Here is a 23,289-nt window from a genome sequence, read left to right as displayed (position 1 = left end):
GCTATAGGTCGGCGGCGGCCGCAGGGGGGCCGCGGCGAGGCGGAGGGGGCGCCATGCGGATCCTGGTCCACGACTATTCCGGCCACCCCTTCCAGCTGGAGCTGTCGCGCTGGCTGGCCGAACGCGGCCACCAGACGCTCCACCTCTATTCAGCCGGGGTGCCGACGCCCCAGGGCGGCGTCCTGCACCGCGCCGGCGACGCGCCGGGCTTCGCGGTCGAGCCGGTCGGCCCGGCGACGCCGCTCGCCAAGTACGACCTGCCCCGGCGCTTCCGCCAGGAGCACGCCTACGGCCGGGCCCTGGCCGAGCGCGCCCGGCGGTTCGCGCCCGAGGCGGTGCTGTCCGGCAACTGCTCGCCGCAGATCCAGCGCCCCCTGCAGCGCTACTGCCGGCGCCGCGGCGCGCGCTTCCTGTACTGGCTCCAGGACCTCTACGCCGAGGCCGGGGTGCGCGTGCTCGCCCGCCGCAGCCATCGGCTGGCCGGCTTGGCAGCGCCTCTGCTGCGCCGCTTCGAGGCCGAATCCCTGCGGCGCAGCGACGCCGTGATCGCCATCACCGCCGACTTCCGGCCGCTCCTGGAGGCGCGCGGCGTCCGGCCGGAGCGGATCGCGGTCATCGAGAACTGGGCGCCGCTGCGCGAGCTGGCGCCGGTCGACCGCCGCAACGCCTGGTCGGGCGAGCAGGGGCTCGACGAGCGCTTCGTGCTGCTCTACGCCGGCACGCTCGGCGTGAAGCACAATCCCGAGATGCTGGCCGCCCTCGCCCGCGCCTTCCGCGACGACCCGGCGGTGCGCGTCGTCGTGGTTTCGGAGGGCCTGGGCCGCGATCATCTGGAGCAGGCGAAGGCCGCCGAGGGCCTGGCAGGCCTCGAGCTGCTCGACTGGCAGCCCTACGAGCGCCTGCCGGAGGTGCTCGGCAGCGCCGACCTGCTGCTGGCGATCCTGGAGCCCGAGGCCGGCGTCTTCGCGGTACCCTCGAAGGTGCTGACCAGCCTGTGCACGGCACGGCCGATCCTGGCGGCGATCCCGCCGGAGAACCTGGCGGCGCGCCTCCTGCTGGAGGCCGGCGGTGGGCTCTGCGTCGCCCCCGGCAACACCGCCGGCTTCCTCGCCGCGGCCAGGCGCCTGCGCCGCGACGCGCCGCTGCGCGCCGAGCTCGCCGCCGCCGGCCGCGCCTACGCCGAGCGCACCTTCGACATCGAGCGCATCGGGCCGCGCTTCCTGGCCCTGCTCGAAGGCCGGAGCGCGTGACCGCCCGGCGCCTGGCCAAGCTGGCGCGGCTCCTGGCCTCGCGCGGCGGGCGCCGGGGCCTGCGCCGGGGCGTCGCCATGACGGTCGAGCACCGCCAGGCCCTGGCCGGGCTGCGGCCGGCCGCGGTTCTCGACGTCGGCGCCAACAAGGGCCAGTTCGCGCTGCTCGCCCGCAGCCTCTTCCCCGGCGCCCCCCTCGTCGGCTTCGAGCCGCTGCCGGGCCCGGCAGCGCGCTTCCGCCGGCTGTTCGCGGGCGACCCAGCGGTCCGGCTGATCGAGGCCGCGGTCGGCCCGCGCGAGGAGAGCGCGGCGATGCACCTCTCGGCGCGGGAGGATTCCTCCTCGCTGCTGCCGATCGGGCGGCGCCAGGTCGAGATCTTTCCGGGCACCGCCGAAACCGGCCGGCACAGCGTGCGGCTCGCGCCGCTGGCGGTCCTGCTGCCCGAGATGCTGCCGGCACCGGTCCTGCTGAAGCTCGACGTCCAGGGCTTCGAGCTGGCCGCTCTGGAGGGCTGCGCCGACCGCCTGGACCAGGTCGCCTGGGTCTACGTCGAGTGCTCCTACCTCGAGCTCTACGAGGGACAGGCCCTGGCCGCGGAGGTCGAGGCCTGGCTGGCCGCGCGCGGCTTCCGCCTGCAGGGCCGACACAACCTGCTTACCGACGCTTCGGGCGCCCCTGTCCAGGCCGACCTGCTGTTTTTTCGCCCAGAGCTCGCCGGAGGCGCAGCCTGACCAGGTGCCAGTCGACCAGCAGCCGGAAGCAGAGCGTCTGGTGCCAATAGAAGCGCCAGCCCTGGCGGCCGTCGCGGAAGCCGCCGCGCAGCAGGAAGCGGTAGCCGAACAGCAGGAAGGGGCGCAGGAAGGGCGGCAGGCGCTCGTAGAGCCGCCGCTGCGCGCGCTTGCGCTCGACCGGGCTGCCGCCGAAGCGGCCGGCGATCACGCCCGGCTGCGGCGCCGGGCCCCGCAGCAGTTGCTCGGCCTCGAGCCGGGCCCAGCGCCGGTGCCGCGCCTTCCAGACCGCGAAGGGGCCCCGCATGTCGTCGATCATCGGCGCAGCCAGCCGCTCCGTGCGCCCCGCCACGTAGAAGTGCTGGTCGTAGAGCCGGTCCTCGCAGCGCCCGCGGCCGCGCCGGAACAGGCGCAGGTGGTATATCGGATAGAAGCCGCCGTGGCGCAGCGGCTGGCCCAGGAAGTGCACCAGCCGCGGGATGTAGCAACCCTCCAGCTCGGCCGGCGAGCTCTCCAGGATTCGGCGGATCTCCGCTGCCAGCACAGGCGTCAGGCGCTCGTCGGCATCGAGGTGCAGCTCCCAGCCGCCGCCCAGCGGCAAGCTCTCGATCGCCCAGTTGCGCTGCGCGCCGTAGTGCTCGAAGGGATGCTCGACGACCGTGGCGCCGGCGGCCCGCGCGATCTCCACCGTGCGGTCCCTGCTGCCGGAATCGACGCAGAAGACCTCGTCGGCAAGCCCGGCGACGCTGGCCAGCGTCGCACCCAGCGTCGCCTCCGCCTCGAAGGTCAGGATCACCACCGAAAGCCGTTCCGCCACCGTCCCCGATCCCTCTCCTTCGCCGCCGAAACCCGCCACGGCCCCGCCCGGCGCCGCTACCCCAGCCGCCCCTCGATCGCCGCGCGGTAGCCGGCGCAAAGTTTCGGCGTGACCGCCGCCCAGTCGAAGTGCCGCCGCGCCGAGTCGCGCGCCCGCCGTCCGCGCTCCGCCAGCGCCGCCGGACTCGCCAGCGCCGCCGCCAGCGCCTCGGTCAGCGAGTCGACCTCGGTGCGGCAGACCAGGCCGGCGCCGTCGGCCTCGATCTCGCGCCAGATCGCCACCTGGTCGGAGATCACGACCGGCAGGCCGGCGGCCATCGCCTCGACCACCGCCAGGCCGAAGTTCTCGCGGTAGGACGGCAGGACGAAGAGGGCGGCGTCGGCCAGCGCCGCCAGCTTGTCCTCGCCCCGCAGCATGCCGGTGAAGGTGACCCGCCCGGCCAGCCCCAGCGCCGCGATCCGCGCCTCGGTCTCGGCCCGCGCCCCGCGGTCGGGGCCGGCCAGCACCAGCTGCAGGTCGGCGCCGGCCTCGACCAGGCGGGCGAAGGCGGGCACCAGCAGGTCGAGCCCCTTCTTCTCCGCCAGCCGCCCCAGGAACAGCACCAGCGGCCGGCTGCCGACCTCGGGATGGGCGGCCCGCAAGCGGCCCGGCGGCGGCAGCCGCGCGTAGTCGCCCGTGGAGAGCCCCAGCGGCACGACCAGCGCGGGACGGCCGCGGGCGTAGGGCTCGGCGAGCAGGCGCTCGTCCTCGCTCGTGTAGTGCAGGGCCGCCGCGCCCCCGATCATGCGGTTCTGGAACAGCAGCTCGACCGGCGTCTTGGCCCAGCGGCGGCGCGGCCAGACGCTGGGATCGAGGGTGCCGTGGGGGCGCACCAAGTAGGGCACGCCGGCCGCCCGCGCCGCGGCGGGGCCGGCCCAGCTGTGGAACAGGTAGAGCGAGTGGACGTGCAGCAGGTCGAAGCCGCCGGCGTCGCGCCAGAGCGCCCGGGCGAGCGGCCAGGACCACGACCAGCCGTCGTGCCAGCGGTGCCGGAAATAGCGGTAGGTCACGCCGTCGCGCAGCTGCGGCCCGTCGTCGGACACCTCCAGCCGGCCCCGGGCGGTGCGGTCCGTGGTGTAGACCGCGACCTCGTGGCCGGCGGCGGCGACCGCGCGCGCCATCTCAGCGCAGGCGAGGCTGGGGCCGCCGAGCTCGAGGTCGAGGTTGGAGATGACGTGCAGGATGCGCACCGGCTCAGCCCTGCCGCCGGTCCGCCGCCGCGAGGGCACGCTCGAAGACAGCCAGGTAGCGCTCGGCGCAGGCCTCGACCGTGAAGCCCGCCGCCACCTCCAGGACGCGGCGGCGCAGCGGCGCGAGATCGACCGCGCCGCCGAGCAGCGGCGCCAGGGCCGCCGCCAGCGCCGCGACCGGGTCGGCGGCGCGATGGTCGAAGCGGAAGCCGCTGACTCCCGGCTCCAGGTAGTCGTCGAAGCAGTCGAGCCCCGAGAGCAGCGGCACGGTGCCCATGGCCATGGCCTCCATCGGCGCCACCGACAGGCCCTCGCCGCGCTCCGCCAGCGAGGGGTAGCAGAACAGCGAGGCCTCGCGGTAGCGCGCCCGCAGCTGCGCCTCGTCGTAGAGCGGGCCGACGAACTCGACGCGCGCCCCCAGCGGCGCGGCGAGGCGGCGCAGCCGCTCCAGGTAGGCGGTGCCGCCGCCGCCGGCGGCGACCTCGTGCGGACCGACGATCGCCAGCTGCCACTGCGGCGCGGACTCGGCCAGGCGCGCGAAGGCCTCGATCAGCAGATGCAGGCCCTTTTCCGGATGCAGCCGCCCGACGTAGAGCAGGCGCGGCGGCCGCTCGCCGAGCTCGTCGGCGGCGAGCGGGTGGAAGGCCGGCGTCACGGGGCCGCCGATGGCGGCGACGCGGCCGGCGAAGGCCGGCGCCTCCCGCTCGATCGCGGCGGCGACGGCCCGCGAGACGGCGACCGGCCAGCCGAGACGCGGGTAGAGGCGGAACTGTCCCTTCGGCGGCCGCCCGACGCGGTAGACCGGCAGGCCGCGGCGGCGGTCGCGCACCAGCAGCGGCAGCACCACCGAGTTCATCAGCAGGACGTCGGCCGGGGGCAGCACGCGCAGCGCCCGCAGGCCGTAGCGCGCCTCGGCGAGGCGGAACGCCAGGGCGCCGGACGGAGCGTCGCGCGACGCGACCCTCAGGTGCTGCACGCCCGCGATCTCCTCGCTGTCCGGCAGTCCCGGAAAGCGGCGCGAGACGTGGGTCACCGCGTGTCCGCGCCGCGCCCACTCCTGGCCGAGGGCGAAGCAGGCCTTCTCGACGGCACCGCCGCGCAGCGCCGGCACCGGCAGGAAGGGGCCCTGGATGATGGTGATTCGCATTCGACTTCCGGGACCCCCGTCGCACCTCGGCCTGCGCGCCGGGCGACCCTAGCCGGATTGCCGGCGTGGGGGAACGCCCACGCGGGCAGGCCCCGGGCGACCTCCCGCGGCGAGCGCCGCTGGGCAGCCCGCGCGCTTTCGCGCTATGACTGCCGCCATGCGCCTTCTGGTCATCCTGCACGAGAGCTTCGGCGCCAACGGTGGCATCGCCAAGTTCAACCGGGACCTGCTGACGGCGCTGGCCGCCTGGCCGGCGGTCGAGGCGCTGCTGGTCGTCCAGCGCGACGCGCCGCCGAACGGCACGCCCCTGCCCGAAGGCCTGACGCTGATCGCCGGCGGCGGCAAGGCCGGCCTCCTGCTGGCCCTGCTGCGCTGCCTCCTGCGCGAGGGCGGCTTCGACCTCGTTCTCTGCGGCCACCTCCGCCTGCTGCCGCTGGCCTGGCTGGCGCAGCGGCGCTTCCGGGCGCCGCTGGCCGCCGTCACCCACGGCATCGACGCCTGGCAGCCGACGAGGCATCGCCTCGCCGACCGGCTGGTGCGGCGGCTCGACGCCGTCTTCGGCGTCAGCCGCCTGACCCTGGAGCGGCTGTCCGCCTGGAGCGGCCTGCCGCCGGAGCGCGGCCGGCTGCTGCCGAACACGATCGACCTCGATCGCTTCACCCCGGGGCCCGCGGATCCGGCGCTGGCCGCCCGCCTCGGCGTCGCCGGCCGGCGCGTCGTCATGACCCTGGGCCGCCTGCCCGCCGGCGGCCGCGACAAGGGCGTCGAGGAGATGATCGCGGTGCTGCCGCGCCTGCTCGAACGGCATCCGGACCTGGTCTACCTGGTCGCCGGCGACGGTCCCGACCGCGCCCGCCTGCAGGCCCGAGCCGAGGCGAAGGGGGTCGCCGGCGCCGTGGTTTTCGCCGGCTTCGTGCCGGAGGTCGAGAAGGCGGCCCTCTACCGCCTCGCCGACGCCTTCGTGCTGTGCGGCCACAGCGAGGGCTTCGGCATCGTGCTGCTCGAGGCCATGGCCTCGGGCGTGCCGGTCGTCGCCAGCTGCCGCGACGGCAGCCGCGAGGCGGTGCGGGACGGCCGGCTCGGCCTGCTCGCCGATCCCGAGGACCCCGAAAGCCTGGCGGCGGCCGTCGAGGTCGCGCTGGCCCGGCCCAAGGGACGGCCGGAAGGTCTGGAGGACTTCGCCTTCCCGGCCTTCGCCGCCCGCCTGCAGACGCTCGTCGCGGCCCTGGTGGAGATGCCGCCTGCGACCGGAGAGCCACCGGAGACCGCAGCCCGATGAAGCTGGCCTACCTCGTCACCCATCCGATCCAGTACCAGGCGCCGCTGCTGGCGCGCATCGCCCGCGAGCCGGACATCGAGCTGCGGGTCTTCTTCGCCAGCGACCGCTCGCTCCGGGGCTACGAGGATCCGGGATTCGGCCGGCGGATCGCCTGGGACCTGCCGCTGCTCGAAGGCTACGAGGCGGAGTTCCTGCCGAGCCTCGGAGACCGCGGCCGGGTCGGCCGGATGCGGCCCTGGAGCTACGGGCTGGCCCGGCGGCTGCGACGCGGCGGCTTCGAGGCGCTCTGGGTCCACGGCTATGCCCGGCCCTTCCACGTCGGCGCGCTGGCGGCGGCGCGGGCGCTCGGCCTGCGCACGCTGCTGCGCGACGAGGCGACGGCGATCTCGACCCACCGCGGCCCGGCCAAGCGGCTGCTGCGCGCCGGCTTCTTCGCCGGCCTGAGGCCGCTGGTCGACCGCTATCTGGCGATCGGCAGCCTGAATCGCGACTACTGGGTCGGCCTCGGCGTGCCGCAGACGCGCATCTTCGACATGCCCTACGCCGTCGACAATGCCCGCTTCCGGGCCCTGGCCGACGCCGCGTCGCCCCGCCGCGAGGCCTTCCGCCGGGAGCTCGGCCTGCCGGCGGAGCGGCCGGTGGTGCTCTACGCCTCGAAACTGACGCCCCGCAAGCGCGCCGGGGATCTGCTCGAGGCCTTCCTCGAGCTCGGCGGCGCCGCCGCGGCCCGCCGCCCGCTGCTGCTCTTCGTCGGCGAGGGCGAGACGCGCGCGGCCCTGGAGGCGCGCGTCGAGGCGGCCGGCGCCGGCGAGCGAGTACGCTTCCTCGGCTTCCGGAACCAGGGCGAGCTGCCGGCCTTCTACGACCTCGCCGAGGCCTTCGTGCTGCCGAGCGAGCGCGAGCCCTGGGGGCTGGTCGTCAACGAGGCGATGAACGCCGCCACGGCGGTGATCGCCAGCGACCGCGTCGCCTCGGCGCGCGACCTGGTGCAGGAGGGCGAAACCGGCGCGGTCTTTCCGGCCGGCGACGTCGGCGCCCTGCGGGCCGCCCTCGAGCGGGTGCTGGCCGACCCGGCGCAGGCGGCCGAGCTCGGCCGCCGGGCGCAGGCGCGGGTCGCGGGCTGGGACTTCGAGGCCGACGTCGCCGGCCTGCGCGCGGCGCTGGGCCTGCCGACGCCCCGGGCCGCCGGCCACGGGCGAGCGCGGGCTTAAGCAGCGCTGCACCTTTTGATGCTAGGTTCGCCGGCGACCGAGGCTTTCTCGCTGGGTACCCTTGTGCGCGACCTCCTGCTCTCCTTCAAGGCGACGGCGATCCTCCAGTTCCTCAACCTGGGAACCGGCGTGCTGGTCGCGCGGCTGCTGCTGCCGGAAGGGCGCGGCGAGCTGGCCCTGGTCATGCTCTGGCCGCTGCTGCTCCTGGCCATCGCCAGCCTCAGCATCGACCAGGCGGTGAGCTTCAATGCCTCGCGTGCGCGCGACCGGTCCGGCCGGATCGTCGCCAGCGCCTTCCTGCTCGCCGGCGGCCTGGGCCTCGCCTCGATTCCGCCCGGCCTGCTCGCCCTCGAGTTCGCCTATCGCGGCGAGCGCGCGGCGCTGCACGAGCTCGCCGTCGCCTACTTCCTCCTGCTCGCCCTGGTCAACGCCGCCGGCGCCGCGGCCGCCAGCGGCCTGGTGGCGCTCGGCAAGGTCGGGACCTGGAACCTGCTGCGGGTGCTGCAGCCGACGCTCTACCTCGCCGCCCTGCTGCTACTCGCCCTGCTCGATGCCGTGGCGGTCCGCACGGTGCTGGCGACGAACCTGGCCGCCGCCCTGCTCTGCGGCCTGCTCGCCATCGCCCTGGTCTGGCGCGCGGCGACGCCGCCGCGACGCCCGGATCGCCAGGCGCTCGTCGCCGTCGCGGGCTACGCCGCGAAGGTGCATCTCGGCTCGCTCGCCGAGATCGTCGGCAGCCGCCTCGACCAGATCGTCATCGCCGCGCTGCTGGCGCCGCGCGACCTCGGCCTCTACGTCGTCGCCGCGACCCTCGCCGGGGCGCTCGGGCTGATCTCGCAGACCCTCGTGCCGCTGGCCTTCCCCCGGGCCGCGGCGCAGCGGGAGCAGGCGGGCCGGCTGCAAGTGCTGGGGCGCTACCTGCGGCTCGCCACCGCCCTGGCCGCGGGCGGCGCGGTCGCGGTCGTGCTGCTCGCGCCCTGGCTGCTGTCCCTGCTGTTCGGCGAGGCCTACGCCGTCGCGGCCGACGTCACCCGCATCCTCGCCCTCGCCACCTGCCTGCGGGTCGTCCGCGGCCTCCTCGCCCACGGCATCAAGGCGCTCGGGCGGCCGGGCCTGGTCAGCCGCCTGACCTGGTTCGCCCTGCCGGTCAGCCTGCTGTCCGTGGCCGGCCTCGCCTCCCTTTACGGGCTGCTCGGCGCCGCCGCGGGCGTCGTCGCCGGCGAGGCGGCGGCGGTGGCGCTGCTGCTGCTGGCGCTGAAGCGCGAGCGGCTCGGCAGCCCGCTGGCGCTGATGACCCCGAGCCGCGACGACTGGCACTACCTGCGTGCGCGGCTCGGCCGGCGCCCCGGCGACGCCGGGAGGCCGGCGTGAGGCTGCTGCTCTGCTCCTACCACTTCCACCCGTCGCTCGGCGGGCTGGAGATCGCCAGCCAGACGATCGCCGACGAGCTGGCCGCGCGCGGGCACGCGGTGACCGTGGTCACGGCGACCGCCGCGGACGACGGCCGCGCCTTCGCCTACCCGGTTGTGCGGCGGCCCGGCGCCCGGCAGCTGTTCCGGCTGGTGCGGGCGGCGGAGGTCGTCTGGCACAACCACCTCTCGCTGCGCTACGGCTGGCCGCTGCTCCTGCTCGACCGGCCCTGGGCGATCACCCACCAGACCTGGCTGAGCGGCAGCCCCGGCCCGCTCGGGCTGGCGCGGGCGCTGCGCCGCCGCGCCTTGCGGCGCTCGACCCAGGTGGCGATCAGCGGCGCCGTCGCGGCGCGGCTGCCGGTGCCGGCCACGGTCATCCCCAACCCCTACCGCGACGGCCTCTTCACGACGCTGCCGGCAGCGGAGGTCGCGCGCGAATTCGAGCTCGGCTTCGCCGGGCGGCTGGTGTCCGACAAGGGCTGCGACCTGCTGCTCGAGGCGCTGGCGGCTCTGCCGGGCCAGCCGCGCCTGCTGGTGCTCGGCAGCGGCCCGGAGGAGCCGGCGCTACGTGCGCAGGCACAGCGGCTCGGCCTCGCCGGCCGGGTGGTCTTCGCCGGCGTCCACCGCGAGGCGGCCTTGGCGCGCCAGCTCAACCGCGTGCAGATCCTCGTGGTGCCGTCGCGCTGGCCGGAGCCCTTCGGCATCGTCGCGCTGGAGGGCCTGGCCTGCGGCTGCACGCTCGTCGTCTCCGACGGCGGCGGCCTGCCGGAGGCGGTCGGCGCGGCCGGTCTCAACTTCCCCTCCGGCGACGGCACCGCCCTGCGCGACCGCCTGGCCGCGCTGCTGGCGCAGCCGCAGCTGGCGGCCTCGCTGCGCGCGGCGGCGCCGGCGCAGCTGGAGCGGCACCGCGCCGCCGCCGTCGCCGACCGCTACGAGGCGCTCTTCGCCGGCCTCCTGGAGGCGCCCCTGTGATCCCCTCCGTCGTCGTCAGCCATCCGGCGCGCCAGGGCTTCGTCTACCAGCTGCCGCAGGCGGCGCAGGAGGCGGGGCTGCCCTGCCGCTTCCTGACCGGCTTCTACTACAAGCCCGGCCGCTGGCCGTGGTCGCTGGCGGCGGCGAGCCCGGCGCTGGTCCGCAAGCTGAGCCGGCGGAGCAGCCCCGCGCTCGCACCCGAGTCCGTCGTCGCGGTCTCGGGACCGCTGCCGCTGCTGCTCAACCGCCTGGGCGGCTACGTCGCCGGCAACGGCGCGCACGACCGCCTGGCGGCGCGCTGGCTCCGCCGCCACCTGCCGCCGGGGGCGATCTTCCACGGCAGCATCGAGAGCTGCCTGCACAGCCTGCGCGCCGCCAAGGCGAAGGGCGCCATGACCCTGCTGGAGATCACGCTGCCGCCCTGGAAGGAGGCGGTGCTGGCGGCCGAGGCGCGGCGGCTGGGGCTGCCGGCGGGGCCGGACCGCCCGCCGGCGCGGCTGGTCGAGGAGGTCGCGCTGGCCGACCGCGTCATGGTGCAGTCGCCCTTCGTCAGCGACTTCCTGGTCGAGCAGGGGGTGCCGCCGGGCAAGGTCGTGCTGCTGCCGCTCGGCGCCGACACCGGCCGCTTCCGCCCCCCGGCCGCGCCGCCTCCGGCCACGAGCGGACTGCGGGCGATCTACGTCGGCCACATCAGCATGCGCAAGGGCGTCCACCTGCTGCTCGAGGCCTGGCGCGCGGCGGCCCTGCCCGACGCCGAGCTGCGCCTGGTCGGGCCGGTGGTCGACGACTTCGGCCTGCGGCTGCTCGCCGATCTGCCGCCCGGGGTACGCCATCTGGGCGTCCTCGGGCAGGACCGCCTCGTCGAGCAGCTGCAGGGCAGCGACCTCTTCGTCTTCCTCTCGCTGATGGAGGGCGGGCCGCTGGTCGTGCTGGAAGCCCTGGCCTGCGGCCTGCCCTGCCTGCTGTCGCTGCCGGCGCGCTCGGTCGTGCGCGAGGGGTGCGAGGGGCTGCTGGTGGCGCCGGGTGACGTGGCGGGAACGGCGGCGGCGCTTCGCCGCCTGGCCGCCGACCGACCCGGCCGGATGGGGATGGCCGAGGCCGCGCGCCTGCGCGCCGAGCAGTTCGACTGGTCGTGCTTTCGGGGGCGGCTGGGGGGCTTCTACCGTGGCCTGCTGGAGCGCGGCCTCGAGGCGCGGGACCGGCCGCTCGATCTCGGCGCGCAGGCTGCCGGCCCGGCGGCGCAAACGCCCGCGAACGGGCCGGCCGCCCGGTGACCGCCTGATGCAGTACCTCCCGCTCCTCCTCGGCCTCCCGCTCCTGCCGCTCGTCGTCGTCTGCATGCTGCGCTGGCGCTGGGGCTTCCTCGGGCTGCTGATCTACATGCCCTTCGCCGGGGTGGTCACGCTGGCGCTGCATCCGGCCGACTTCCCGAAGCTGCTGAAGGACCTCCTCTTCGCCATCCCCTGCCTCGTCATGTTCTTCGCCTCGGGACGCGACGGCCTGGCGCGCGCGGCGCTGCCGAGCTGGCTTGGGCTGGCGATCGCCCTCTTCGCCTTCGTGGCCTTCGCCCAGGCCGGGAACCCGAGCCTCTACGACTGGCGGGTCGCGGTCATCGGTCTCAAGGTGGCGCTGCTCTACATCCCCCTGATCTACGTCGCCGCCGCCTACTGCGAGACGAGGGCGGACGTCGAGCTGCTGATGCGCCGCCTCCTGCTGGTCGGCCTCGTGCCCTGCCTGTTCGGCATCCTCTGTTTCTTCCTGGCCATCGCGGTCGGCTACCAGCCGCTGATGACCGCGCTCTACGGCGAGGCGGCGAGGGGCGTGACCCAGGGCTTCACCCGCTTCGACTTCGGCACCCACCTCGGACGCTTCAACTCCACCTTCACCTTCGCGGCGCAGTACGGGCAGTTCACCCTGGCCATGCTGGTGCCGGGCTACGCGGTCGCCTTCGGCGATTCCCAGGCACGCTGGCGGCTGCTCGGGCGGATCTCCCTCGCCGTCTTCGTCGTCGCCGGACTGCTGTCGGGCTCGCGCTCGCTGTTCGTCTTCGCACCGTTGCTGCTGCTGCTGGCGCTGCTCGTCGACGCCCGCATCACCAAGCTGCTCGCCGGGGTGCTGCTGGGGCCGCTGTTCATGCTCGCCGTGCTCGAGCTGCTCGGCTTCGACGTCCTGCAGCTGTTCACCGGCGTCGGCGACCTCGCCGCCTCCTACTCGCAGGACGTCGCCGTCGGCGACCTGCTCGGCACCCTGGCGCAGCACCCGCTCGGCACCGGCACCGGCATGGGCACCGTCGCCGCGCGCCACGTCTTGCCCGACACGGTGCGCCTGGTCACGGTCGAGAACTACTACGCCAAGATCGTGCTGGAGATGGGGGTGTTCGGCCTGCTCGCCCTGCTCGCCCTGTTCGGCGGCATCCTCCTCACCGGGTTCGGCGCACGCCGGCAGACGGGCGGAACGGCGCTGCAGCCGGTGGCCAGCATCCTCTTCGCCTACCTCCTGACGATCATGGTGACCAGCGGCAAGGGCTGGGCCCTCGATCTCGACCCGGTCAACGTCTACTTCTGGGTCTTCGCGGGACTGCTGCTGAAGCTGCCGAGGCTGGCGAGCCCCGCGACCGCCGCCGCGGCAGCGCCGCAGCAGCATCCCTTCCTCGCTTCGCTGCGCCGGCCGCCGGTCCTGCTGCGCCCGGCCCGGCCCGGCGAGACCTGGCCTCCTCCGCGCTAGCTGGCCGCGAGCGGCTCGAGCAGCGCCCAGCGCAGGGCGCGGGGCCGCTTCTCGTCCAGCAGCCGGCGCGCGAAGTCGGGCTTCAGGCCCTCGAGCACCGGCCAGGCGGCCGGATCGCGCGGCTGCTGCTCGACCAGCGTACAGCGATGGCTGCCGCGGAAGCGCGCCAGCACGCGCTCGCTCAGGCCGCCGTCGAGGAAATCGTGGAGCTCGACGAGGATGACGCAGCCGGCCAGGGCCGGCGCGCGCTCCGGCCTGAGAATGCCCTCCTCGGCGCCCTCGCAGTCGAGCAGCAGCAGGCAGCGGCCGCGGCACCAGCGCTGCAGCCGCGCCGGGCTCGCCCAGGCGGCGGTCACGAGACGGTCGGCGACGCCGTTGTCCTCGGCGAGGCGCGCGCAGGCGCGCCGTGCCGGCGCCAAGGGATCGACGGCGACCACGCGGGCCGAGGGGAAGGCGCGGGCCAGGCCGACGGCGTAGTAGCCCTCGGCGCAGCCGACATCGACGATGACCTCGAAGTCGCGTTCGGCCAGCCCGGCGAGGAGTCCGTGCAGCTCCACCTCGTAGCTGCCGACCAGCTTGGCGGCGCTGACGCTGCCGATCGACCTGCCGTGGTAGGCGAGCCCGGCGAAGGGGCCATGGGCGACCTTCCCCTTGGTCCGCTCGAGCAGCACCCGCGGCAGGGGCTTGCCGCCCTGGCTCCGCCGGCGGCCCAGGCTGCCGTGCCAGCCCGCGAGGGCGAGCGCGAAGAGCGCCGGGAAGCGGCGACGGAGAGGCCGCTTGACGTGCTGACGCAGGCGGTAGGACAGCGACATGGCGTTTGCCTCGACGACCCGGCTAGCGATCGAGCAGCTGCCGGAAGTAGGCGACCGTGCGCTCCAAACCGTCCTCGATCTGCACGCTCGGCTCCCAGCCGAGGATCTCGCGGGCCTGGGCGATGTCCGGCTGGCGCTGCCGCGGGTCGTCCTCGGGCAGCGGCCGGAAGATCAGCTCGGAGTGGCTGCCGGTCATGGCGATCACCTTCTCGGCCAGGGCGCGGATCGTGAACTCCACCGGGTTGCCCAGATTGAGCGGGCCGGTCACCGCGTCCGGCGCCGCCATCATCCGCAGGAAGGCCTCGACCATGTCGTCGACGTAGCAGAAGGAGCGGCTCTGGCTGCCGTCGCCGTAGATCGCGATCGGCTCGCCGCGCAGGGCCTGGACGATGAAGTTGGAGACCACGCGCCCGTCGTTGGGGTGCATGCGCGGCCCGTAGGTGTTGAAGATCCGAGCCACCCGGATGTTCAGCCCGTGCTGCCGGTGATAGTCGAAGAACAGGGTCTCGGCGCAGCGCTTGCCCTCGTCGTAGCAGGCGCGCGGCCCGATCGGGTTGACGTTGCCGCGATAGTCCTCGCGCTGCGGATGGACCTCCGGGTCGCCGTAGACCTCGGAGGTCGAGGCCTGGAAGATCGTGGCCCGGGTGCGCCGCGCCAGGCCCAGCATGTTGATCGCGCCATGCACCGAGGTCTTGGTCGTCTGCACGGGGTCGAACTGGTAGTGCACCGGCGAGGCCGGGCAGGCCAGGTTGTAGATCTCCTCGACCTCCAGGTAGAGCGGGAAGGTCACGTCGTGACGCAGCATCTCGAAGTAGGGATTGCCCATCAGGTGGGCGATGTTCTCCTTGCGGCCGGTGAAGAAGTTGTCGACGCAGATCACGTCGCAGTCGGCGTCGAGCAGCCGCTCGCAGAGATGCGAGCCGAGAAATCCCGCGCCGCCGGTGACTAGGACCTTGCGTCGTATCATGCCATTTCCCCCCGATGGACCCCGCTGGGCCCAGAACCCCCCATAGCACAGCCGCGCGCGATCCGGGTCAGGTTCTCCAGCGGGTCGCTCAGTCGGCCGGCAGGCGCCGGGGCAGGCCGCTGCGCGGCCGGACCAAGCCCTTGAGCCGCGCCCAGTTGTTGGCGAGCGCGACCGAGGGCTCGGCGGTCAGCAGCAGCTCGCGCCGCAGGTAGTCGGCCAGACCCTCGCCGCGCGCGAAGAAGCTGTCCCAGTCGCGCACCACCCGGTCGAGCTCGCGGCCGGCCAGGCCCGTCGGCGGCCGGCGCAGCGTGTCGGGCAGGTCCGACAGGTCTGCGCCGAAGCGCCCGAGCAGCGTCAGGAACACCCGGATCGGCTTCAGGTAGCGGCCGCGCCGCGCGGTCTCGGCGAGCGTCGGCCAGTCGACCGCCAGCTCGCCGGCGCGCTCGCGGCGCAGCAGCAGCAGCAGCGCGTCGACCGCCTTCTTGACCGCCAGACGACCGAACTTGTCCTTGGCCGCGTTGCTGGCGAACAGCAGGAAGGCGTGGTTCGGCGCCGGGCCGCGGAGGTCCAGCCGGCAGCCCGGCAGCGGCTGCGCCTCGGCGAACAGCTGCTCGACCGACAGCGAGGCCGGCACCGGCGCGCAGTCGGGTGCGACGTGGATGTCGAGGTTGACGGTACCGTCGGGCGAGACGAAGGGCTGGTAGCTGGCGGTCGAGATGAAGCCCCAGGGCCGCGTCGGCATGACCTGGAAGGCGAAGCCCTGACTTGCCAGGAGCGCAATCAGCCGGTCACGGTCCCGGGGGCGGACCAGCAGGTCGAGGTCGCCCATGGCCCTGAGGTCGGGATCCGGAAAGAGCTGGTAGGCCGAGGCGAAGCCCTTGAGCGCGACGATGGGGATGCCGGCCTCGAGGATGTCCGCCAGGACGCTCTCGTGCCGTGCCCGGGCGAAGCGGTTGAACAGCCGGCTCGCCTCGACGCGGCCGGGATCGAGGCCCGCCTCGGGGCCGAGCAGCCAATCAGCGCCGGCGGCTCCCGTGAAGGCGGCGAGGCTTTCGCCGGCGCCCGGCGGCAGCGGCGCCTCGGCGCGACCCGTCGCGATCCGGCGCCAGGCGGCGAGAGCCCCGCCCGCGGGGTCGGCCGTCGCCGGCCCCTCAGGCCTGGAGGAAGCTCTGCTCGTCACCCTGCAACACCAGCGCGGTCAGCTTGCCGCCGTAGCAGGCGCCGGTATCGACGCAGATGCGGTTGCCGCGCTGCACCGGTCCGACGTCGGGCGTGTGGCCGTGGACGACCAGCTTGCCGAACTCCTCCTGCGAACGCAGGAAGGGCTCGCGGATCCAGATCAGATCCTCGGCGACCTGCCGGTCGAGCGGGACACCGGGACGGACGCCGGCATGGACGAAGAGGTAGTCGCCCGCCTCGTGGGTCAGCGCCAGGCCGTCGAAGAAGCGGCGGTGGCTCTCCGGCAGCGCCGCCTCGAAGCGGCTCGAGAGCCAGGGCAGGCGCTCGCTGCCGCCGGGCGGGTCGTCCCAGGGCTCGATGCCGTAGCTCTGCAGGGTGGTCTCGCCGCCGTTCATCAGCCAGATGTCGCCGCTGCCGGGCTGGCTCAGGAAGCGGCGCAGGAAGAACTCGTGGTTGCCCAGCAGGTGGACGGCCTCGAAGCCCTCCAGGGGCTGGGCGATGAGCGTGTCCACGACCTGCCGGGACGCAAGGCCGCGATCGACGTAGTCGCCGAGATAGACGAGCTGACGGCGCCGGGCCTGGCGGCCCGCCGCATCCTCCCGGATCCGGTCGTGCAGCGCTTCCAGCAGATCGAGCCGACCGTGAATGTCGCCGATGGCGTAGAGGCGGAGATCCTCCGGCACGCTGCGACGCACATCCGGGTTTTCTTCGCCGCGCGTCACGCTCGCCTGCAGCCTGCCCAACAATGCCACCGATGACCTCCTCAGCCATAGATGGGGCCGACGGGCCGAAAGGTAAGGGTGGCGCGCGGGAGGGTCCAGCCCTCTATTCCCGCTCCGGGGGAAAGCGCGGCGGGATCTCATGCGCCTGACCGCTCCCAGTCGGCGCGGCCGCCCTTGTTGTCGAGGTAGCCGACCAGGGCGGCGGCCGCTCCGCGGTCGTAGCGCGTGCCGATGCCGGCCATGATCTCGGCGATGGCTTCGTCGACGCCGAGTCGGTCGCGCCAGGCGCGGTCGCTGACCATGCCGACGAAGGCGTTGGCGACCGCCAGGATCCGCGCCGGGGCCAGGGTCGCGCGGGCGCCTGCCGACTCCGTACCGGCGCCCTCCCGAGCCTGCCGCAGGGTCTCGGCGACCGGTCCGTCGAACTCGATGCCCTGCAGCAGCTCGGCGCTGGCGCCCAGGGAATCGCGGACCAGGCGTCGCTCCTCCGCCGACAGCCCACCCTTGCGTGTCAGCACATCCTCCGGCACGGCGATCTTGCCGACGTTCATCAGCAGCCCGGCGATGCGCGCGGTCTCCCGGTCGCCCTCGGAGAGGCCCATCTCGCGGGCCAGGCGCTGGGCCAGCCGGCCGACCTTCTGGGAGTGGTCGGCGGCGAAGGGATCGCGGCGGTCGACGAGGCGGACCAGGGCCTCGACCAGGTCGTTGAGCGCGCGCTCGCGGCGGGCTCGCTCGCGGAACTCCACGGTCAGGTCGCGCTCGACGACCAGCACGGCGGTGCCGAGGGCGGCGCTGCGCGGCACCGGAATGTGATCGCTGGCGTAGACGCGCCGCTGCTCGGCGGCCTCGGCGCCCGTCGCTTCGGCCCCCGTCGCTTCGGTCCCCGTCGCTTCGGCTTGGGCCGGCTCGATGCGCAGGCTGTCGCTGACTGGCTGCCCGCTGTCGCGCGCCTGCGCGGCGAGCGCCAGCGTCCGCTGCGCCGCGGCCGGTCCAAGTACCGCCGTGAGCTCCTTGCCCAGCAGGTCGGCGCTGTCCAGTCCGGCGCGCAGCCCTGCGGTGCGGTTAGCGAATCGATAGCACCCGGCCTCGTCCAGGATGGTGATCGCCGTTGGCTGGCTGTCGGTGACCAGGCGCAGCAGGTCGCGCTGCTCGGCGAGCGCCTGCGCGGTGCGGCGATAGGCCAGGGCCGCCGCGCGGGCGCGGCGCGAGGCGCCGTGCCGCCAGAGCACCGCCATGCCGGCGCCGACCAGCCCGATGGCGAGCAGCAGCAGCGTCAGCAGCCGGCCGAGGCGCGCCTCGCTCTCGGACAGGGCTACCGCGCGCTCGACGCTGACCATCAGGCTCAGCGGCGCCTCGGCGAGACGGCGCGAGGTCGCCAGCAGCTCGCCGCCGTCCCGGCCGCGGCGGATGCCGAAGCCGCCGGGCTCGGCGAGCGCCGCGGCCCCCGCCAGCTCCGGCGTGTCGGCGGCGAGCAGGCCGCCGGCCGCCCCTGCCGCCTCGAGCAGGTACTCGACCGCGGCCCCCTGGCGGCGCAGCAGCCAGGTCTCGAGGCCCGCCGCCGGCAGGCCGGGTTGCCGCAGCAGCCCCCGGAGCCGCTCGCCCGCCGGCCGCTGGGCGACCAGCCAGCCGACCTCCCGGCCCGGCGCCGCCTCGCCCTGCAGGGCATAGATCGGCGCGACCAGGCGCAGCCTCAGGCCGGCTTCGGGGTCGAGGCGGAACGAGGGCGCGGGATTCGGCCGCGGCGCCGCGCCACCGACAGGCCCGGTCTCGAAGGCGGAGGTCGCGACGACCAGGCGGCCGTCGGCGTCGAGCGCGGCCAGCCCGGCGTGGACAGTCGACGGCAGGTTGGCGCCGACCGCCGGCTGGGACGAGCGCTCGGCATAGCCGGCGCGCTCGGCGGTGACGGTCAGCAGATTGTCGATGTATCCGCGCTGGCCTTCCAGATCGGTGACGGCGGCCAAGTCGCCGCCGGCCAGGGCGAGCTCGCTCAGCAGCAGGCGCAGCGAGGCATTGTCGGCGAGCCCGGCGATCTCGGCGCGCTGCCCGCGCAGCCATTCGTCGACCGCCGCCGCGCGGCTCTCGGCGACCAGGGCCAGTCGGTCCTGCCAGACCCGCAGCTCCTGCTGGCGCTGCGCCTCGACGAAGCCGAACACCCAGTAGACGCCGGCGAGCGCCGCCAGCAGCAGCAGCAGGCCGACCGACCAGGGCCGCCAGTCCGGCCCCCCCTGACCGGCCGCTTCCTGCGGCGCAGCCTCGGACTCGCTCGGGGCTACGCCCGGCGCATCGTGCGAGGGTCCGGTCGGAGGGGTCTGGGCGGCAAGGGCCATTGGGCTTCCGCGGAAAGGCCTGGGAACGGGCGCTGAGGCTAGATCACGCGCGCTTAAGTTAACGTTAAGCGAAAGTCGCGAGACTGCTGTTCCCGCCCCGGCGAGCGATCGACCCGGCCGCGGAGGAGTGAGGAAACCGGTCCATGTCCCGACGGCGGCGCCCCCTCGGCCTGTGCAGCGCGCTCTGCGTCCTGACGGGCATCCTGATGCTGGCCCTGCCGGTCGACTCGCAAGCAGCCGACCCGAGCGTGCTCGACCAGGTGTTCGGCAGGGCCACGATCCGCAGCGATAACCTGGCGCTCTTCCCGAAGTGGCGCGGCGCCCTGGCCCGCCACTTCGACGACCGTCCGCCCGACGAGGTCTGCAGCGCCGGCTCGTTCGACCGCTGCGACCTGGCCGAGTGGGAAGGCTTCCTCTACGGACAGGCCGGCCGCGATCCACAGAGTCAGATCGACGCCGTCAACCGCTACATGAACGAGCATCGCTACGTCATCGACCCGCGCAACTGGGGGGTCGAGGACTACTGGGCGACGCCCGGCCAGTTCTTCGACAAGGACGGCGACTGCGAGGACTACGCGATCGCCAAGTTCCTGTCGCTGCGCGCGCTCGGCTGGCCCGGAGAGCGGCTGCGCATCGTCATCGTCAACGACCTCAACCTACGGGTCCAGCACGCGGTCCTGGTGGTCGAGCTCGAGGGCTCGGCCTTCGTCCTGGACAACCAGATCCCGGCTGTCATGCCTGCGGAGCGAATCCGTCACTACAGCCCGGTCTACTCGCTCAACGAAGAGTCCTGGTGGTTGCATCGAACGTGAGCTCAACCACCGTGCCGCTAACCCGAAGCTTGCCGTCGGGACGCGCCGCAGCTACCAACTAGGCGCCAGGAGGGGGGATGACATGGCAAGGGGCAGGACCGGCACGGAGAGCGATCCGGAAGCGTTGCTCGGCGGTTTGCTGCGCCTGCTCGACGTCGTCGTCGTCCTGGTCGCCGGCTACCTCGCCTACCTGCTGCGCGGCTTGCAGGTCGACCGACCCGCCGACCTGCCCTCGGCCTACCTGACGGCGCTGGCCGCCGCCGCCGTCCTGACCCTCAACGTCATGCAGCTCTCCGGCGTGTACCGGACCGATCGCCTGCGCCACCCGGTGCCCCAGATGGCGCGCAGCATGTTCGGCTGGTCGATCGTGCTGGGCGCGCTCCTGGCGCTCTCGGCCCTGACCCAGACGACGACGATCTACTCGCGCGGCTGGTTCCTGCTCTGGGCCGTCCTCGGCCTCGCCGGCCTAGTCACGGTGCGCGCCCTGGCCGCGAGCCAGATTTCCCGCTGGCGCTCCGGCGGCCTGGCACTGAAGCGCCTGGCCGTGGTCGGCTCGGGGACGCTGGCGCAAGGCATCGCAGAGCAGCTGCGGGACACCGGCGACTACGAGATCGTCGGCCTGATCTCGCTCCGCCAGGACCGCGACGCCCCCGGCACCATCGGCGATCTCGCGAACCTCGAGACCCTGTTGCGCGAGCGCCGGATCGAGGAGCTGATCGTCGCCGCGCCGAACGGGGCCGGCGACGTCCTGCGCCGGGTCATGCGCGCGGTGCGCGGTCTGCCGATCGACGTCCGGCTGGTGCCCGAGCTGCCCGACCTGGAGGTGCCGGTCTACGGTTTCGGCCGCCTCGCCGGCATCCCGACATTGCACGTCTGGCGGCGGCCGCTGACGGCGTGGCAGCTGCTGCTGAAGGACGTCGAGGACCGGCTGCTGGCGGCGCTGCTGCTGGTCCTGCTGTCGCCGCTGCTGCTCTGCCTGGCCGTGGCGGTGCGCCTCGACAGCCCCGGCCCGATCCTGTTCCGGCAGCGGCGCGGCGGCTTCAACAGCCGTCCCTTCGAGCTGCTGAAGTTCCGCAGCATGCGGGACTGTCCAGCGGCCGGCCCCGACACCGACGCAGGACCCGAGGGCGACATCTCCCAGGCCCGCCGCAACGATCCACGCGTCACCCGCGTCGGCGCCCTGCTCCGGCGCAGCTCGCTGGACGAGTTGCCCCAGCTGGTCAACGTGCTGCGGGGCGACATGTCCCTGGTCGGCCCGCGGCCCCACGCGCTCGCCCACGAGACCCACTACTCCGCCATGATTGCCGACTACCTGGCGCGCCAGCGGATGAAACCGGGCATGACCGGCTGGGCGCAGATCAACGGACTGCGCGGCGAGACCGACACGCCGGAGAAGATGCGCCGGCGCGTCCAGGCCGACCTCTACTACATCGAGAATTGGTCGATCTCGCTCGATCTGCGCATTCTGTTCCTCACGCCCTTCGTCGCGCTGATCGACAAGAATGCCTACTGACCCCTCCGTCTCGCACCCCGCTCGATGAGGCTGCACCGCCTGGTGTTCTGGGCGCTGCTCGGAGTCGTCGCGCTGGCGCCCCTGCCGCTCGGCGCCAACCGGCCGCTCGGCTGGAACCTGATGGCGATTCTGGTCGGACTGCTGCTCGCGCTCTGGGCGCTGGCGATGCTCGCCGACCGGCGCCGACTGTCGATCGCCGGACGGCGCAGCCTGCCGATGGCCCTGCTCTTCCTGGGCGTGCTGCTGTGGCTGGCCCTGCAGTCCCTGGCGCCGGTACCCGAGGCGCTGCAGGCCCCCGACTGGGCGGCGGCGGAGCGCGCGCTCGGACGGCCGCTGCAGGGCGCGCTCGGGCTTCAGCCCGACCGGGCGATCGACGGCCTGGTCCGGCTGGGCACCTATGGCGGCGTCTTCTGGCTCGCGCTCTATCTCGGCCGCCGGCCGGCGCGCGCGCGGGCGGTGCTCTGGTGCGTGGTGATCTCGACCGCGGCCTACGCCACCTACGGGCTGCTCGCCTACCTCGACGGCAACCACGCGATGGGACTCTACGAGAAGTACGTCTATCGCGACTCGCTGACCGCGACCTTCGTCAATCGCAACTCTTTCGCCGCCTACGCCGCACTCGGCCTGGTCGTCGCTGCGGCGCTGGCGCAGGAGCGGCTCGCGGGCGGCCTCGCCCGCGGCGCCGGGCGGCGTGTCGCGCTGCTGCGCCTGCTCGACGGGCTCGATGGCGGCTTCTGGATCTGCCTCTACGGTCTGGTCGTCTGCGGCGGCGCGCTGCTGCTCAGCACCTCGCGCGGCGGCGCCCTGGCGGCCCTGGCCGGCCTGCTGGTCGTGGGCCTGGCCCGGCGCGGGGCGCAGGTCGGGCGGGCGGACGAAGGGCGGCGCGGCGGCGGCCTGCTCTTCGCGGGCCTGATCTGGGGCGGCGCGGCGGTCCTGCTGCTCGGCGCCGGAGATCTGCTGATCGGGCGGCTCGAGGGCGTCGCCTCGGCCGGCAACCATCGGCTGCTGGTGCTCGACCTCGGCGCGCGGGCGCTGGCGGAGCGGCCCCTGACCGGCTTCGGCCTGGGCAGCTTCCCGGACGTCTTCCTGCGCTATCGCGACGACGCCTTCGGCCTCGGCCTGGGCTCGATGCGCAAGGCCCACAACTCCTACCTCGAGCTCGCGATCGAGGCCGGCATTCCGGCGGCGCTGCTCCTGCTCACCGCCCTCGGCCTGGCGACCTGGCGCTGTCTGGCCGGGCTGTTCGAGCGCCGCCAGAACGTCGTCTTCCCGATCGCCGCCCTCTCCGCCACCGCCGTGGTCGCGGTGCATTCCCTGCTCGACTTCAGCCTGCAGATCCCCGCGATCACCGTGACCTGGTGCCTGCTGCTCGGCGTCGGCATGGCGCAGTCCTGGCGGCCTCGCCGCAGCGCGCCCGTCACCCAGGCCGCCGCCGGCGAGTCCGGCACGCCGACCTCCGCCGGCCACCGGACCGGCCGGACCTGAGACGCCTGCGGCCGCGGCGGCGCGCTCACGGCTGCGACAGCGCCTCCTGCAGCCGGGACAGGGGCACCGGCCGATCGGCCAGCAGGCCCAGCGCCAGGCGCCGCTCGCCCTGGCTCGCCATCTGGCCGGCCAGCCCCCCCGCGTCGAGCGTCGCCGCCTGCGCGATCTGGTCCGGAACCAGCGCCCGCGTCGCCGGGGAGAGCTGGGGCCAGGCGCGCAGGCCGAGCAGCGCCCTTGCGCTCGCCAGTGCGGGGGCATGGGGGGCGGTCTCGAGCGAGCGGCGGTAGGCCCGCTCGAAATCCGGCGTCGCGCCCTCGATGCCGAACAGCGCGAGTGCGAGCTGCAGCCAGGCGTAACTGTCCGACGGCGCGCCGGCCAGGGCGGCGCGCTGGTTGTCGATGGAGCGGCTCAGCAGCAGCCTCCGGCGGTCGGCCTCCAGGGCCGGATCGCGAGCGACCGCGAGGTAGAGCTGGGCGAGACGCTGGTGGAGCTGCGAATCCTCCTGCCGCTCGAGCGCCGACTCGTAGTCGGCGATGGCCGACCACAGGCCCTCGTAGTCAGAGCGGTTGCGGCCCTGCTCGAGGTTGTAGAAGACCAGCTCGTGGCGGTCCGTCAGCAGGCTGGCGACGAAGCGCGGCACCGCGGCCGCGACCAGCGGCACCGCCACCGCCAGGGCCAGGAAGGCCGGCCAGGGGTGACGCAA

At 74.3% G+C, this 23,289-nt stretch carries 20 protein-coding genes; 11 read left to right on the top strand and 9 right to left on the bottom strand.

The features are described from left to right. Nucleotides 1–53 precede the first annotated feature (53 nt). Together WD341_RS00310 and WD341_RS00305 are read left to right on the top strand one after the other, a co-directional pair. Nucleotides 54–1,250 carry a glycosyltransferase family 4 protein gene (locus tag WD341_RS00310; RefSeq protein ID WP_368423405.1) on the top strand — a complete coding sequence of 399 codons (1,197 nt, stop codon included), beginning with the start codon at nt 54–56 and terminating at the stop codon, nt 1,248–1,250. Beyond that, nucleotides 1,247–1,981 (top strand): FkbM family methyltransferase, encoded by a 735-nt coding sequence (locus WD341_RS00305; protein WP_368423404.1) that lies wholly within the window; start codon nt 1,247–1,249, stop codon nt 1,979–1,981. Before WD341_RS00310 ends, WD341_RS00305 begins: the two co-directional genes overlap by 4 nt. Here WD341_RS00305 and WD341_RS00300 read toward each other — a convergent pair. From WD341_RS00300 to WD341_RS00290, 3 genes are read right to left on the bottom strand one after another with little or no spacing between them, the layout of a single operon-like run. After that, the gene (locus WD341_RS00300) at nt 1,905–2,795 is read right to left on the bottom strand and encodes a glycosyltransferase family 2 protein (protein ID WP_368423403.1); all 891 of its coding nucleotides are present in this window, start codon (nt 2,793–2,795) and stop codon (nt 1,905–1,907) included. The two genes, WD341_RS00305 and WD341_RS00300, sit on opposite strands and share 77 nt — an antisense overlap. Before the next feature lie 56 nt (nt 2,796–2,851). Then, a complete protein-coding gene (locus WD341_RS00295; protein WP_368423402.1) occupies nt 2,852–4,024 on the bottom strand; it encodes a glycosyltransferase in 1,173 nt (390 codons plus the stop codon). 4 nt (nt 4,025–4,028) lie between these two features. Continuing rightward, nucleotides 4,029–5,171 (bottom strand): glycosyltransferase family 4 protein, encoded by a 1,143-nt coding sequence (locus tag WD341_RS00290; protein WP_368423401.1) that lies wholly within the window; start codon nt 5,169–5,171, stop codon nt 4,029–4,031. Between the two features lie 157 nt (nt 5,172–5,328). Here WD341_RS00290 and WD341_RS00285 point away from each other — a divergent pair, with 157 nt between their 5' ends. The 6 genes from WD341_RS00285 to WD341_RS00260 all read left to right on the top strand — a co-directional run bounded on the left by WD341_RS00285 (nt 5,329) and on the right by WD341_RS00260 (nt 12,769). Beyond that, nucleotides 5,329–6,450, top strand: coding sequence for a glycosyltransferase family 4 protein (locus WD341_RS00285; RefSeq protein WP_368423400.1), 1,122 nt, complete (start codon nt 5,329–5,331; stop codon nt 6,448–6,450). Further along, nucleotides 6,447–7,661, top strand: a complete 1,215-nt coding sequence (locus tag WD341_RS00280; protein ID WP_368423399.1) for a glycosyltransferase family 4 protein — start codon at nt 6,447–6,449, stop codon at nt 7,659–7,661. The genes WD341_RS00285 and WD341_RS00280 overlap by 4 nt, the downstream gene beginning before the upstream one ends. 63 nt (nt 7,662–7,724) lie before the next feature. Continuing rightward, complete coding sequence (locus tag WD341_RS00275) at nt 7,725–9,032, top strand: lipopolysaccharide biosynthesis protein (RefSeq protein WP_368423398.1); 1,308 nt, start codon at nt 7,725–7,727, stop codon at nt 9,030–9,032. Then, a complete protein-coding gene (locus WD341_RS00270) occupies nt 9,029–10,045 on the top strand; it encodes a glycosyltransferase family 4 protein (RefSeq protein WP_368423397.1) in 1,017 nt (338 codons plus the stop codon). The genes WD341_RS00275 and WD341_RS00270 overlap by 4 nt, the downstream gene beginning before the upstream one ends. Further along, on the top strand, nt 10,042–11,319 hold the full coding sequence (locus WD341_RS00265; RefSeq protein WP_368423396.1) for a glycosyltransferase family 4 protein: 1,278 nt from the start codon (nt 10,042–10,044) through the stop codon (nt 11,317–11,319). Before WD341_RS00270 ends, WD341_RS00265 begins: the two co-directional genes overlap by 4 nt. 7 nt (nt 11,320–11,326) lie before the next feature. After that, nucleotides 11,327–12,769 (top strand): hypothetical protein, encoded by a 1,443-nt coding sequence (locus WD341_RS00260; RefSeq protein ID WP_368423395.1) that lies wholly within the window; start codon nt 11,327–11,329, stop codon nt 12,767–12,769. Here the strand turns inward: WD341_RS00260 and WD341_RS00255 are convergent. The 5 genes from WD341_RS00255 to WD341_RS00235 all read right to left on the bottom strand — a co-directional run bounded on the left by WD341_RS00255 (nt 12,766) and on the right by WD341_RS00235 (nt 18,776). Beyond that, on the bottom strand, nt 12,766–13,581 hold the full coding sequence (locus WD341_RS00255) for a hypothetical protein (protein ID WP_368423394.1): 816 nt from the start codon (nt 13,579–13,581) through the stop codon (nt 12,766–12,768). The genes WD341_RS00260 and WD341_RS00255 overlap by 4 nt on opposite strands. 22 nt (nt 13,582–13,603) lie before the next feature. Then, the gene (locus WD341_RS00250; RefSeq protein WP_368423393.1) at nt 13,604–14,548 is read right to left on the bottom strand and encodes a UDP-glucuronic acid decarboxylase family protein; all 945 of its coding nucleotides are present in this window, start codon (nt 14,546–14,548) and stop codon (nt 13,604–13,606) included. Nucleotides 14,549–14,636: 88 nt separating this feature from the next. Next, nucleotides 14,637–15,728, bottom strand: coding sequence for a nucleotidyltransferase family protein (locus WD341_RS00245; protein ID WP_368423392.1), 1,092 nt, complete (start codon nt 15,726–15,728; stop codon nt 14,637–14,639). Then, the gene (locus WD341_RS00240) at nt 15,700–16,410 is read right to left on the bottom strand and encodes a metallophosphoesterase family protein (protein WP_368423391.1); all 711 of its coding nucleotides are present in this window, start codon (nt 16,408–16,410) and stop codon (nt 15,700–15,702) included. Before WD341_RS00240 ends, WD341_RS00245 begins: the two co-directional genes overlap by 29 nt. Nucleotides 16,411–16,586: 176 nt before the next feature. Next, nucleotides 16,587–18,776 carry an HD domain-containing phosphohydrolase gene (locus tag WD341_RS00235; RefSeq protein WP_368423390.1) on the bottom strand — a complete coding sequence of 730 codons (2,190 nt, stop codon included), beginning with the start codon at nt 18,774–18,776 and terminating at the stop codon, nt 16,587–16,589. A 143-nt stretch (nt 18,777–18,919) separates the two neighbouring features. Between WD341_RS00235 and WD341_RS00230 the strand changes: the two genes are divergently transcribed. The 3 genes from WD341_RS00230 to WD341_RS00220 all read left to right on the top strand — a co-directional run bounded on the left by WD341_RS00230 (nt 18,920) and on the right by WD341_RS00220 (nt 22,586). Then, entirely contained in the window at nt 18,920–19,588 is a 669-nt protein-coding gene (locus WD341_RS00230) for a transglutaminase-like cysteine peptidase (RefSeq protein ID WP_368423389.1), read from the top strand. Nucleotides 19,589–19,670: 82 nt separating this feature from the next. Next, nucleotides 19,671–21,101, top strand: coding sequence for an undecaprenyl-phosphate glucose phosphotransferase (locus tag WD341_RS00225; RefSeq protein WP_368423388.1), 1,431 nt, complete (start codon nt 19,671–19,673; stop codon nt 21,099–21,101). A 24-nt stretch (nt 21,102–21,125) separates the two neighbouring features. After that, nucleotides 21,126–22,586, top strand: a complete 1,461-nt coding sequence (locus WD341_RS00220) for an O-antigen ligase family protein (RefSeq protein ID WP_368423387.1) — start codon at nt 21,126–21,128, stop codon at nt 22,584–22,586. Nucleotides 22,587–22,611: 25 nt separating this feature from the next. Here the strand turns inward: WD341_RS00220 and WD341_RS00215 are convergent, their stop codons facing one another. Next, complete coding sequence (locus tag WD341_RS00215; RefSeq protein WP_368423386.1) at nt 22,612–23,289, bottom strand: hypothetical protein; 678 nt, start codon at nt 23,287–23,289, stop codon at nt 22,612–22,614.

The organism is Tistlia sp., from assembly GCF_040905785.1.
GTDB lineage: Bacteria > Pseudomonadota > Alphaproteobacteria > Kiloniellales > DSM-21159 > Tistlia.
This window is presented reverse-complemented; position numbering and strand designations above follow the sequence as displayed.

Bases quoted from the DNA above. Each gene is read 5' to 3' on its own strand.
- WD341_RS00310 (WP_368423405.1), top strand. From the start codon at position 54: ATGCGGATCCTGGTCCACGACTATTCCGGCCACCCCTTCCAGCTGGAG.
- WD341_RS00290 (WP_368423401.1), bottom strand. From the start codon at position 5,171: ATGCGAATCACCATCATCCAGGGCCCCTTCCTGCCGGTGCCGGCGCTG.
- WD341_RS00285 (WP_368423400.1), top strand. From the start codon at position 5,329: ATGCGCCTTCTGGTCATCCTGCACGAGAGCTTCGGCGCCAACGGTGGC.
- WD341_RS00280 (WP_368423399.1), top strand. From the start codon at position 6,447: ATGAAGCTGGCCTACCTCGTCACCCATCCGATCCAGTACCAGGCGCCG.
- WD341_RS00260 (WP_368423395.1), top strand. From the start codon at position 11,327: ATGCAGTACCTCCCGCTCCTCCTCGGCCTCCCGCTCCTGCCGCTCGTC.
- WD341_RS00255 (WP_368423394.1), bottom strand. From the start codon at position 13,581: ATGTCGCTGTCCTACCGCCTGCGTCAGCACGTCAAGCGGCCTCTCCGT.
- WD341_RS00250 (WP_368423393.1), bottom strand. From the start codon at position 14,548: ATGATACGACGCAAGGTCCTAGTCACCGGCGGCGCGGGATTTCTCGGC.
- WD341_RS00235 (WP_368423390.1), bottom strand. From the start codon at position 18,776: ATGGCCCTTGCCGCCCAGACCCCTCCGACCGGACCCTCGCACGATGCG.
- WD341_RS00230 (WP_368423389.1), top strand. From the start codon at position 18,920: ATGTCCCGACGGCGGCGCCCCCTCGGCCTGTGCAGCGCGCTCTGCGTC.
- WD341_RS00225 (WP_368423388.1), top strand. From the start codon at position 19,671: ATGGCAAGGGGCAGGACCGGCACGGAGAGCGATCCGGAAGCGTTGCTC.
- WD341_RS00220 (WP_368423387.1), top strand. From the start codon at position 21,126: ATGAGGCTGCACCGCCTGGTGTTCTGGGCGCTGCTCGGAGTCGTCGCG.